This window comes from uncultured Lactobacillus sp. (genome assembly GCF_947367085.1).
In the GTDB taxonomy this organism is placed as follows: domain Bacteria; phylum Bacillota; class Bacilli; order Lactobacillales; family Lactobacillaceae; genus Lactobacillus.
On the sequence record NZ_CANBCP010000056.1, the window covers coordinates 1 to 11,244 of the forward strand.

The window sequence follows — 11,244 nt, forward strand, 5'->3', positions numbered from 1 at the left end:
ATAAATATTGGATTCTGGATGTATGTGGATAATATAATCTTAGTGATTTTCGCTATTGATTATTTTAGCCGCTTATTTTTGGCTAAAGATAAAAAGAAATTTTTTAAAGAAAATATTTTTGATCTTTTATCAATCATTCCGGTTAGTGGTCTTTTTGCATTTTTTAGAATAGCTCGTATCTCACGCGCTGCTCGTTTAGTTCGTTTATTGAGTCTATTTAGACTCGTTGGTTTGGCTGGAAAGTTAAAGAAGTTTCTTCATACTAATGGGTTGATTTATTGGATCTATCTAAGTTTAGCCCTCTTAATTATTGGAGCTGGCGCATATTCCATCAGTGAAGACGCATCTTTAGGACAGTCTTTTTGGTGGGCGATCGCTACAGCGACTACTGTAGGCTATGGGGATATTTCTCCTCATACATTAGTTGGCAAAATTGTGGCTTTTATTTTAATGTTAGTGGGAATTGGTGTGATTGGGATGTTGACGAGCTCGATCACAACTTATTTTGTTAAAAATAATACTGACGAGTCTGGGCAACAAGAAAAGCTAGATCAGATAATTGATGAGTTAAGAAATATAAAAGATCAAAATGCTGAACTCAAAAATGAGATAGAGAAATTGAAGCAAAGAAATCAAACTAAAAGAGGGTAAACAATGAGCAGAAGAGAAGAAGTTACTTTAACTAACATGTGCATGATTGAAAAAGATGGAAAAATTCTAGCTATTGATCGCAATGATCCCGTATGGCCAGGACTAACTTTTCCAGGTGGTCATGTCGAAAGTCATGAATCTTTTAACGATTCAGTTGTGCGTGAAATTAAAGAAGAAACCGGATTAACCATTTGCAATCCCAATCTTGTCGGGATAAAACAATTTTATGATCATGATGATAAGCGTTATTTAGTCTTTTTCTATAAAGCAACTGACTTCAGTGGCGAACTTAAAGCTTCAGATGAAGGTGAATTAATCTGGCTCACTAAAGATGAAATGATGCAGCGCAAACTTGCCTATAATTTTGATCATGATTTGCCTGTATTTTTTGATGAAAACCTTAGTGAGCATATGCTTGATGGAGTGCGGGATGAAGTTTTTTAATCGGTAGAATAAAAGAGGCTAAGTTTTTAAATACAAAACTAGCTTTGCGTAAAGAAAAAGGGCTGATCAACTTCGATCAGTCCTTTTAAAATTCTATTTTTCATCATCAAAAGGATATTTCATACCCCAAGAAGTGCGGACACTGGTTAAAATATGAGCAACATCGCGTGATATTTGAAGTTGACCATCGTCATGGCCTTGTTCAATATATCTTTGCATATCTCGCACTTCGTATTGTAATGCTTTATCGCTATCTCCAGCAGTGATTTTTTCATGTTTTTCTTCATGAGCGCTGGCAGTATAAGTGATCTCAGCTTCGGTTGCTCGAGGATAGTTGCTAATTTCAACATAACCTTTAGTACCAGACACAACACCTCGTTTTGGCTGCTTTGCTCGCATCGATAGAGCCATCACTGCCATTTGATCTTTAGTGTTTTTGAGTATGATACCTGATTGTTCATCGACACCAGTTTCAAAGAATTTAACAGTTGTAAGAATGCTTTCAGGTGCTTCATCTAAGAATGTTCTTGCAAAAGCAGTTGCATAACCACCAATATCAAGCAAAGCACCACCAGCTAAATCTTTATTAAAGAATCGATTCTTAGGATCATAATCTTTCAAACTTCCGAAGTTAACTTGAATCATCTTAATTTGACCAAGTTTACCAGCTTTTATCAAATCAAGTACTTTTTGATAGATCGGCATATGATAGAGAGTAAATCCTTCTGTTAAAATCAAGCCTTTTTCTTTAGCTGATTTTTCTACCTCATCAAATTGACGGGCATTAACAGTGATTGCTTTTTCAGCAAAGACATGTTTATTCGCATTAAGTGCCTTTTTAATATATTCATAATGGAAGGTGTGAGGAGTGGCAATGTAAATAATATCAATATTTGGATCCGCAATCATTTCATCAGGATTAGTGAAAGTGTTTTTAACGTGCTTTTCTTCAGCAAACTTAGTTAACATTTCTTCATTAACGTCGGCTACGGCATAAATTTCGCCATTGACTGCATTAAGAGCATCAGCCATTTCATGTGCGATCCAACCAGTACCAATTATTCCCCAATTATATTTTTTCATTTTAAATCACCTTTCTTTATTTCAACAGCGTCTTCATCTTCATTGCCTGTGATCAGGTTGGTAACTAAATTTTTAAAATAAGATGAAGCTACTACACCATTTTGATTGATCAACTTCTGATTAATCTGATCAATTTCTGCCCAACTTGAGCTAAAAATATCTAGTAACAAATTGCCATTTTTTGTATAAACCAAATCCGCTATAGCACGTCCTTTACGGATCGTAGCTTGCAAATTCATTTTGTGGCAGATCTTAATAATTTGTCCAGCACTGTCAGGAGTAACTTCTAAACAGAGCTGGATTTTATTAGACAAAGTTGGAGTAAGGCGCTTCTTAGGCAGAAGTAAAACATATTCTTTGCTTTTTTGAGCAGCTATTTTTTCAAAATAATGAATTCCACCGTTGCTCTTTAACGCATTTAAATCATAATCAACACTGTCACAACCATCAAAAGCAAGATCTATTGTAGTTGCTTCTTGGATGGTTTTGACAAACAAACCTACACTTTTACATTTCATAATAGTTAGAGTAGAGGGGGAATACAAGTGAAGCTTATATTCAGTATGGCGTTCAATTTCTTTTGCTAAATTGAACACATTGCTACCGCCTCCAAGACTAACATTGGAATTAGGTTTTATTTTTGAAAACGCTAATGAACTAATCGTAGTCATAGGATCACCTTAAAAAATATTTTCATTGTTTTGACTATATGTAAAATTATTTACATAAATAATATTAAGATGAAAATTATTTTGTGTCAATAAATAAATTTACAATAAATGATATTTTATGAAAATTATTTACAGAATGATATACTTATAATAAGAAAAGAGGAGATACTATGGACGGAATTATTGATCAAATTTATAGTAGCTTACCCAAATTATCAGTTAGTGATCGAAAAATAGCACAAACGATTTTAGATAATCCTACAGATGTTGTAAATTATTCAATTTCACAGTTGGCCAAAGAGGCAAAGGTGAGTGATGCATCAGTCACACGATTTTGTCATAATTTAGGATTGATTGGTTTTCATGACCTGAAGATCAAACTAGCGCAAGTTCAAAATTTAGAAAAAAGTTTGTCTTTACAAGAGATTGGCCAAGACGATTTACAAGCTGGTCTGCAAAAGATTGTACATAACAAGATTGCAGAAGTTAGTTCTACTTTAGAAAACATCCCAAGCTCAGCTTTAAAAAAAGTTTTGAGCTGGCTAACAAATAGTCGTGTTGTTCAAGTGAGTGCTGAAGGCGATACCTATCCAGTAGCTGAAGATGCTGTTTATAAATTTAATCAAATTGGGATTTTTGCGATGGACTCTGGCGGGAGCGTTGAAACTGCGATTGCTCAAACGATGAATTTAGGCAAGAAGGATTGTTTATTACTGATTTCAAATTCTGGAGAAGCCGCAGGGCTGTTGAAGCAGATCGATGTTGCAAAAAAACGTGGAATGAAAATCATTTCCATAACAAATAGGGATGATTCACCAATTGCCTTAAAATCTGACATTCATTTGCGAACGGCTGTCAGACAGACAGTTTTACAAAGCCAATATTATTTCTCTCGCGTAGCTGCATTTACGATGATTGAAGCAATTTTTTTATTATTGATTTCACGAGATGAAGCGGCTATTGAACATATTAAGCAGCATGAAAAAATTATTTCTAATCAGAAGATATGAGATAGCAGAGTATTGATATAATCAATACTCTGTTTTTATTTTTATAAAATGATACCGTTTACAAAAGCCACGTATAGGGTTATACTTATCTTGTTGTTATAACAGCATAACAAGTTAGAAAGAGTGATTTTAAGATGGAGAACAAAACAGTACCTCTTTATCAACAAATGATAGAAGTGCTGATTCACCAGATTGAAATTGGAGCTCTTAAGGAGAACGATAAGCTACCCTCGGAACAAGAGCTAGGTGAAACTTTTCAGATAAGCAGAATCACAGTAAGAAAAGCTTTAGAAGAATTACAAAAGCGCAACTTTATTTATAAAAAGCAAGGTCAAGGATCTTTTGTTTCAAGTAGAAAACAAAGAAATAAATATTTTGAATATTGGGATGTTAATAAAAAGATCCGAGAGATGGGGACAGAACCATCAAGTAAGATAAATGAATTTAACATTATTGCTGATAAGAGGTTTGGGGATATTAAAGAGGAGATGCATCTAAAAGATGTGGATTATCTTTATGAAATACATAAAACCTACTTCAGTAATAAATCACGTATCATGGTATCAAGATATTTCATAGCTTTTGATCGTTGTCCGGAGATAAAGCTAGATGAATTGGAGCAGGAAGAAGTAATTCCTCTGATTTTAGGTAAGTATGCTTTAAATGATATTCATTTTAGCTTAACTTCTGAAGCGGGCTTAGTTGATCGTCAAGATAGAAATGATCTTGACGCAGATTTGCATGATCCTAAGGTGATAATTACAAGGCGAGGATTTGAAAAAGAAAGGCTCATCTATTTAGAGAAAACTCGAGTCGTAGGGTTCTTACCTATGTATCTTGGTCTTGATATGTCAAAACAATAGGAGGAGTTATTATGACCACACCAGATATAGTATTAACAAGAATTGATAATCGTTTAGTTCACGGACAAGTAGGAGTTGTTTGGACTTCAGCAATTGGAGCAAATTTGTTGCTCGTAGCTAATGATGCAGCAGCTAACGACCCTTTACAACAAGAATTAATGACAGCAACTGCAGAAACTTCTGGGGTTGGCATCAGATTTTGGACATTAGATAAAACAATATCCACTATTTCTAAAGCTAGTCCAAGACAACATATTTTTCTCGTTGTTAAAACTCCGCAAGATGTTTTGAAACTTGTAAAAGGCGGAGTTCCAATCAAAGAAGTTAATGTCGGAAATATGCATTTTTCTGAAGGTAAGGAGCAAATTTCTAAGAAAGTATTTGTTGATCAATCAGATAAAGAGGCAATTAATGGATTAATTGATGCGGGTGTAAGAGTTTACATTCAAGATGTTCCAGAAGAAAAGCAAGATGTATTAAGTAAATTCTGATAAGAGGTAAAAATTATGACTATTTCTTTAGGACAAGGATTAATAGTCTCACTCTTTGCAATAATCGCCGGTGCTGATTTCTGGCTGGAAGGTTTTTATATCTTTCGTCCAATGATTGTATGTACCGTCACCGGATTTCTACTTGGAGATTTGAGATTAGGTATAGTAGCAGGTGGTTTAACTGAGTTGGCGTTTGCTGGTTTAACCCCAGTTGGTGGGACTCAACCACCTAACCCAATTATGGCTGGTATTATGACTGTGGTTTTGGCTTATACTACAGGTCATAATCCAGCAACTGCTATTGGTTTATCACTTCCATTTTCAATTTTGATGCAATATATTATTTTATTCTACTACTCAGCATTCTCACTATTTACAAGAAAAATGATGGAATATGCCAATAAAGCAGAAACAAAGAAATTCACATGGTTGGTATTGACACCAACTTTTATTGTCGCATTAACTTACGGTGTGTTTACATTTTTATGTGTCTATGCGGCTCAGGCACCAATGAGTCATTTAGTAAATGCAATGCCAGGTTGGTTAAGCCATGGATTTGAAATTGCTGGTGGCATCCTTCCAGCTGTTGGTTTTGCAATGTTACTAAAGAATATGTTGAAAAATCAATATGTTCCATATTTACTCTTAGGATTTACTGCTGCTTGTTTCATTAAATTTGGCAATTTAATGCCAGTTGCCGTAATCGGTATTGCATTAGCCTTGATTGAATTTGCAAGAGCTAAAAAAGATCGTGATATGAATAAAAAGATGAGAGATATTGAAGAAAATGCCAATAACGGAGGTGACAATGATGGAATCTAGTCCACAAGAACCCAAACGCGGCAAACTTTCTAAAAGAGATGTTAGAAATATAGGTTTACTTTCTATCTTTAATCAATCAGCTATGAACTATCAGTTGATGCAAGCAGGTGGTTGGACTTTAGCAATCTTGCCAGCATTAAAAAAGGTTTATGGAAAAGATAAAAAAGGCTTGAGCGCTGCTATGAAAGGTAACCTTGAGTTTATGAATACGAATAACTATGCGGCTCCTCTTTTGATGGGACTTGAAATGTCATTAGAAGAACATGGTGAAAGTAGATCAACAATCGATGGTTTAAGAGTAGCTTTATTTGGCCCATTAGCAGGAATTGGAGACGCTATTACCTGGTTTACAATTTTGCCTATTGTTGCTGGGATAACAGCTTCATTTGCTAAAGAGGGTAGTATTCTTGGACCTTTAGTATTCTTCTTAGTATATGTAGCAATGTTTTTATTAAGAATGCCAATTGCACAATTAGGTTATGCTGCTGGTACAAAAGCTGTTGAACGAATAAGACAAGACTCTGCAATCGTATCACATGCTGCAAGTGTATTGGGATGTACTGTTATTGGTGGATTGATTGCGACATATGTACAAATTACTGTTAAATCTAAAATAGCAGTTACCGCCACTAAATCGATTTCTATTCAAAAAGCATTCTTTGATAATATTTTTCCTAACATTTTGCCATTAGCTTACACATTCTTATTATTCTATCTTGTAAAAAAGAAGAATGTTAGTCCTGTAGTTTTGATTGTGATCACATTCGTTTTAGCAATTATTCTTTCATGGCTAGGAGTATTATAAAATGCAAGTTATTGTAACAGGCCATGGTAATTTTGCTTCCGGAATTGAATCGACTGTAAAATTATTAGCTGGCAAAATTGAAAATGTAAGTTATATCGACTTCACTGAAAATATGAGTGAAGAAGATTTGGCTAAAGAATTTAAAAAGCAATTTGATAAGGACAATCAAGCCTTGTTCTTTTGTGATTTGTTAGGTGGAACACCATATAAGCAAGCCGCTATGCTTAAAGCAGCACATCCTTCAGATGATATAGCTGTTGTCTGCGGTTGCAATGTTGGGTCTTTATTAGAAAATGGCTTAGTTGGTTTGGATAAATTTGAAAATGCGGACCAATTAGCTCAAGCATTAATTGAATCAACGAAAAAGGGAATTAAGCAATTCGGTGTTTCATCTGTTAATAACAAACAAACCGAAGATTCTAGTGAAGACGGAATATAATATTTAAAATAAGAGTTAAAACCATTCAAAAAGACCTAGTGACGAGCTAGGTCTTTCTTTATAATTAAAGGTAGTGAGAGTAGGTGAAACAAAGTGCTTTTAAAAAATAATAAACAAACCCTTGATCAAGTTGCTAATTTAGTCAAATATGCTTTTTTGAAGAAAAACGATCTAACTCAAGATAAAAATTTCCTCGGCCGCTATAACGATGCCTTCAATTTCGGTGAAGAAAAAGATGGTCAGCTTGCGAGCTACATCATGGTAAATAAATTTACAAGTCGGATTTTTGACAAAGAAGTAAAAATGGGTGGCGTGGGTTACGTTTCATCTTATCCTGAAAATCGTGGTCAAGGTGATATTAATCGTTTGATGAAAGAAGCAATCCGTTATTTACATGAACATAATTATGTAATTTCCAATCTTGCACCATTTTCAGAAAGTTTTTATCGTCGGTATGGTTATGAAAACACGATTTTTCAAAAAGAATTTCATTTTAAAGATAATGCAATCAATAACTTTAAGCCTCTAAAAAATGGAAGAGTAATTCGTGGAAGATTAACAGATTCGACAATTAATGATGCTGTTATTTCTCTTTATCACAATAAGTTTTCTCGAAATTCTCAACGTAATACGGTCTTACGTGAAAATTGGTGGTGGGATCGGATAAATACTTACTATCCAGATAGATTTACTTGTGTTTATTTTGATGAAAATAAAATTCCTCAAGGCTATATGTTCTATGAAATTGATTCGCCGAATATGCAAGTTGATGAGTTTTATTATCAGACTCCAGATGCAGCACGTGCGTTACTTAGTATTATTGCTAGTCATGTTTCGAGCAATTTGAATTATCACATAAAAGATGCAGAAAATTCACTGCTCAACGAATTTTTTCCTAATCAAGATCTGCTGAGAATTAATACTTTTCCATATATGATGACGAGAATTATTGATATGAAGCAGACCCTTAACTGCATGAAGTTAGTTAATGAAAGAGAGTTAGTGATCAAGGTTTACGCTGATGATATTATTGAAGAAAATAATGGTAGTTGGAAGTTGATCTTTAAAAATAAACAAATGAGCGTTGAAAAAACTTCTCAGTCAGCTGATTATTCGGCAACACTGACTAATTGGACGAAGGTTTTGCTAGGCCATTTAACTTTAAGACAAGCAGTCAAATTAGGCTTTGTTAAAGAAAATCGGCATCAACCAAATGATTTCGTTAAAGGTGAAGTTTCTTTTTATGATTACTTTTAAAAGGAGAATGTAATGCGTAGAGTTTTGAGTAATTTGGGTGATCAAGATAGACACACTTTCCGTGCTCAGTTTGGAAAATATGGCTATAAGAGGTTCCATGATCCAATACGCGGTGAACTTTATAGCGCAACTATGGTGGTGCGCAATGTTGAAATCGTTGACAACCCTGACCGACCAACAGGAGTTACTGATCATCTTTGGTTAAATTTAACCAAAGGATTTTCTGATTTGGGGCTCCTTCAGCCAGGAGATGTTATTGAGTTTAATGGTCGCGTGGCTGCGTATACAAAAGGCTATGGTTCAACATCGATTCAAGATTATAAGTTGACATATCCTAGCAAGATAAAATTATTAACTGATAGAAAAACTCAGGCAATTCCCCAAGATCATACAGCTTTGATTGGTATGATTATGAATTTGAATTATGATTTTTATAAAAAACAAGCTAGGCCGCTAGTACCGTTTTTTATGGATGGCTTTAAGAAATGGCAGGATCAGCAAACTAATCCACTTCCAATTGAATGTCATCAAGGTAATGACTATGAGAGTGAACTTGGTTATGACGCTTTAAATTTCGAAGAAGAAATGAAATCTTGGCAGGCAAAAAAAGAAGCATCCCAGGCAAGAGAAACCCAAAATAGCCAAGATGGTATAATTTTATTGAAGAAGAATAAGCAGTGGCTTGAGAGTTTGCTTGAATTAGCTAATGAGAATAACGGCAATGTTTCAAATAGAGTACTGACAGATCTTTTGGCTAAGGAAATTTCCGATAAGGATGAATTAAATTCTATCCGTGTAAAAATAAAGGCTGCCATTAAGTCTGACTGGTTTAAAGATCAACTCGAAAGTGACAATTCTAACCTTAGTCATTTGGAATTATTAGATAAAAAACTGAATTCAAGATAATTTTTTGAATTTTGAGTGTTTATTTCTTTAGATATTTGATTTCTATGTTAAAATATTTTATGGAATAAACTAAACATAACGACAGAAGACGAGCTTGACTCGTCTTTTTGCTTGCATAAAAATTTATTTGACTTTTATCTTCAAAATCTTATACTAAATCTTAGTTTTAGAAAAAAGAGGGAAATAAAAATGGATTTTTCACGAAAGGCCTCACCTTGGCGCGTTTTTTGGAAAAGCGTTTGGGTAGGTTTTATTGCTGGAATGATTTCAGGAATGGTTAAGATTGGTTGGGAAAAGATTTTACCACCAAGAACCTTGCAAAGAGATATTGTAAATCCACCACAGCATATGCTTCAGCAAATGGGAGCATCATATGATTTCACCCATGCATATGTAATTTACAACACTAACCAAAAGGTGTTCTGGGTTGCATTGATCTTGCACTTCAGTTTTTCAATCTTCTTTGCTTGGTTACTAATTTACATGGTTCAATTTAAGAAGACTTCATGGGCTGGTCTTTGGCAAGGTACCTTTTATGGTTTCTTGATTTGGGTAATTTGGCACTTGTTCTTAATGCCAATTCTCGGAACAACTCCTGCACCATGGCAAATGCCATTTGCGGAACATTTCTCAGAATTTTTTGGTCACTTAATCTGGGGCTGGTCAATTGCCGCAGTTGGTTACTACATGATTGCAAAACAAAAAGTAAAGACTTTGACAAACCAATACTGGTAAAAATAAACGGTTTAACTTCATTGAGGTTAAACCGTTTTTTCTTGTATCAAAATTAGTTATTACTTTGATCCCAGACTTTCTTGATGGCCGGAACTTTGCCCAATTCGGTCATGTCTTCTTTGTCAACAACAATCAAGTTATTAGGACCTTGTGCCAGGTGGTTAAAGCTGTCGAGGCTTTGGTTTCTGAAATAGCCATCGCCAGCATGGTCAAGAGCTTCTTGCAATTTATCAATACGGTAAGCATCTGCGTCAGCTTGTGTTTTTACAGCTTCAGCATTTGCTTTGGCAGTAGCAACTAAAGCATCATTTTTAGCTTTAGTAGTCAATTCAATATTTCTTGCCTCACCTTCAGCGCGAGCAATAGCTGCAGTTTTTTCACGATCAGCAGTAAGTTGCTTGTCCATGGCCTTTTGAATCTCTGGACTAGGTAATAACTCATCCACGTTCACACGAACCACGCGAATTCCGTACATATCTGTCAAATCACCAATCGCCTCAGATAATTGAGCGTTGATTTCGCTAGTTGAACCTAGTGCTTCGTTTAATTCCATACGTCCGATGATATCACGCAAGTGTCCACGGATTAATTGAACCATTGATTCCACTGAATCAGTATTGTTATAAAAATACTTATAAGCATCAGTAACCAAATAGTTCAAAGTTAAACTCGTTGTGATTTCCGCATTATCTTTAGTAATGATCCGATATTTCGAAATTTCGAGTGGTTGAAGTGCGAGGCTTACTTTGCGTAAGCTTTGAAAAATTGGCCAGATAAAAACTAGTCCAGCTTTCACAGTCCGAGAGTATTTACCCAAGGTTTCAACTAAACCTACATAATTTTGCGGTACAATTCGCAGACCACATAAGAAGTAGGCGACAACCAAGACAACTATAATTCCTACAATAACGTAAGCCATAATTTTTCCTCCAAAAATTAAATTTGATGATATTATCTTATATTCTGATTAAAAAGGAAAGATGTTTTAAGAAAAATATTTAACAGAAGATATATTCGAAGAAAGAACTTTTAGAAAAATTATTGGAATTAAGAAAGAAGCTATACCC

General features: G+C 34.7%; 14 protein-coding genes. 11 read left to right on the plus strand and 3 right to left on the minus strand.

The annotated features are described in order from the left end of the window. The coding region (locus Q0Y70_RS08145; protein ID WP_297819558.1) for an ion channel at window positions 1-651 on the plus strand (651 nt) is incomplete at its 5' end. Window positions 652-654: 3 nt separating this feature from the next. Next, window positions 655-1,095, plus strand: coding sequence for an 8-oxo-dGTP diphosphatase (locus Q0Y70_RS08150; RefSeq protein WP_297819562.1), 441 nt, complete (start codon window positions 655-657; stop codon window positions 1,093-1,095). A gap of 93 nt (window positions 1,096-1,188) precedes the next feature. Here Q0Y70_RS08150 and Q0Y70_RS08155 read toward each other — a convergent pair whose 3' ends face one another. Next, complete coding sequence (locus tag Q0Y70_RS08155; RefSeq protein WP_297819565.1) at window positions 1,189-2,178, minus strand: Gfo/Idh/MocA family protein; 990 nt, start codon at window positions 2,176-2,178, stop codon at window positions 1,189-1,191. Beyond that, the gene (locus Q0Y70_RS08160) at window positions 2,175-2,849 is read right to left on the minus strand and encodes a ribose-5-phosphate isomerase A (RefSeq protein ID WP_297819568.1); all 675 of its coding nucleotides are present in this window, start codon (window positions 2,847-2,849) and stop codon (window positions 2,175-2,177) included. The genes Q0Y70_RS08155 and Q0Y70_RS08160 overlap by 4 nt, the downstream gene beginning before the upstream one ends. Window positions 2,850-3,019: 170 nt before the next feature. Here Q0Y70_RS08160 and Q0Y70_RS08165 point away from each other — a divergent pair, with 170 nt between their 5' ends. The 9 genes from Q0Y70_RS08165 to Q0Y70_RS08205 all read left to right on the plus strand — a co-directional run bounded on the left by Q0Y70_RS08165 (window position 3,020) and on the right by Q0Y70_RS08205 (window position 10,177). Beyond that, a complete protein-coding gene (locus Q0Y70_RS08165) occupies window positions 3,020-3,859 on the plus strand; it encodes a MurR/RpiR family transcriptional regulator (protein WP_297819571.1) in 840 nt (279 codons plus the stop codon). Window positions 3,860-3,993: 134 nt separating this feature from the next. Next, window positions 3,994-4,722, plus strand: coding sequence for a GntR family transcriptional regulator (locus Q0Y70_RS08170; RefSeq protein WP_297819574.1), 729 nt, complete (start codon window positions 3,994-3,996; stop codon window positions 4,720-4,722). An 11-nt stretch (window positions 4,723-4,733) separates the two neighbouring features. Continuing rightward, window positions 4,734-5,213, plus strand: coding sequence for a PTS galactosamine transporter subunit IIB (gene agaB, locus Q0Y70_RS08175; RefSeq protein WP_297819576.1), 480 nt, complete (start codon window positions 4,734-4,736; stop codon window positions 5,211-5,213). Window positions 5,214-5,228: 15 nt separating this feature from the next. After that, window positions 5,229-6,035 carry a PTS galactosamine transporter subunit IIC gene (gene agaC / locus Q0Y70_RS08180; protein WP_297819578.1) on the plus strand — a complete coding sequence of 269 codons (807 nt, stop codon included), beginning with the start codon at window positions 5,229-5,231 and terminating at the stop codon, window positions 6,033-6,035. Next, entirely contained in the window at window positions 6,025-6,840 is an 816-nt protein-coding gene (gene agaD, locus Q0Y70_RS08185) for a PTS galactosamine transporter subunit IID (protein WP_297819595.1), read from the plus strand. The genes agaC and agaD overlap by 11 nt, the downstream gene beginning before the upstream one ends. Window position 6,841: 1 nt before the next feature. Beyond that, window positions 6,842-7,279 carry a PTS sugar transporter subunit IIA gene (locus Q0Y70_RS08190; RefSeq protein ID WP_297819582.1) on the plus strand — a complete coding sequence of 146 codons (438 nt, stop codon included), beginning with the start codon at window positions 6,842-6,844 and terminating at the stop codon, window positions 7,277-7,279. A 93-nt stretch (window positions 7,280-7,372) separates the two neighbouring features. Next, complete coding sequence (gene eis / locus Q0Y70_RS08195) at window positions 7,373-8,536, plus strand: enhanced intracellular survival protein Eis (RefSeq protein WP_297819585.1); 1,164 nt, start codon at window positions 7,373-7,375, stop codon at window positions 8,534-8,536. 12 nt (window positions 8,537-8,548) lie between these two features. Next, window positions 8,549-9,442, plus strand: coding sequence for a hypothetical protein (locus Q0Y70_RS08200; RefSeq protein WP_297819588.1), 894 nt, complete (start codon window positions 8,549-8,551; stop codon window positions 9,440-9,442). Between the two features lie 189 nt (window positions 9,443-9,631). After that, on the plus strand, window positions 9,632-10,177 hold the full coding sequence (locus Q0Y70_RS08205; RefSeq protein ID WP_297819590.1) for a DUF1440 domain-containing protein: 546 nt from the start codon (window positions 9,632-9,634) through the stop codon (window positions 10,175-10,177). 52 nt (window positions 10,178-10,229) lie between these two features. Here Q0Y70_RS08205 and Q0Y70_RS08210 read toward each other — a convergent pair whose 3' ends face one another. Beyond that, the gene (locus Q0Y70_RS08210) at window positions 10,230-11,096 is read right to left on the minus strand and encodes an SPFH domain-containing protein (protein WP_297819592.1); all 867 of its coding nucleotides are present in this window, start codon (window positions 11,094-11,096) and stop codon (window positions 10,230-10,232) included. Window positions 11,097-11,244 lie beyond the last annotated feature (148 nt).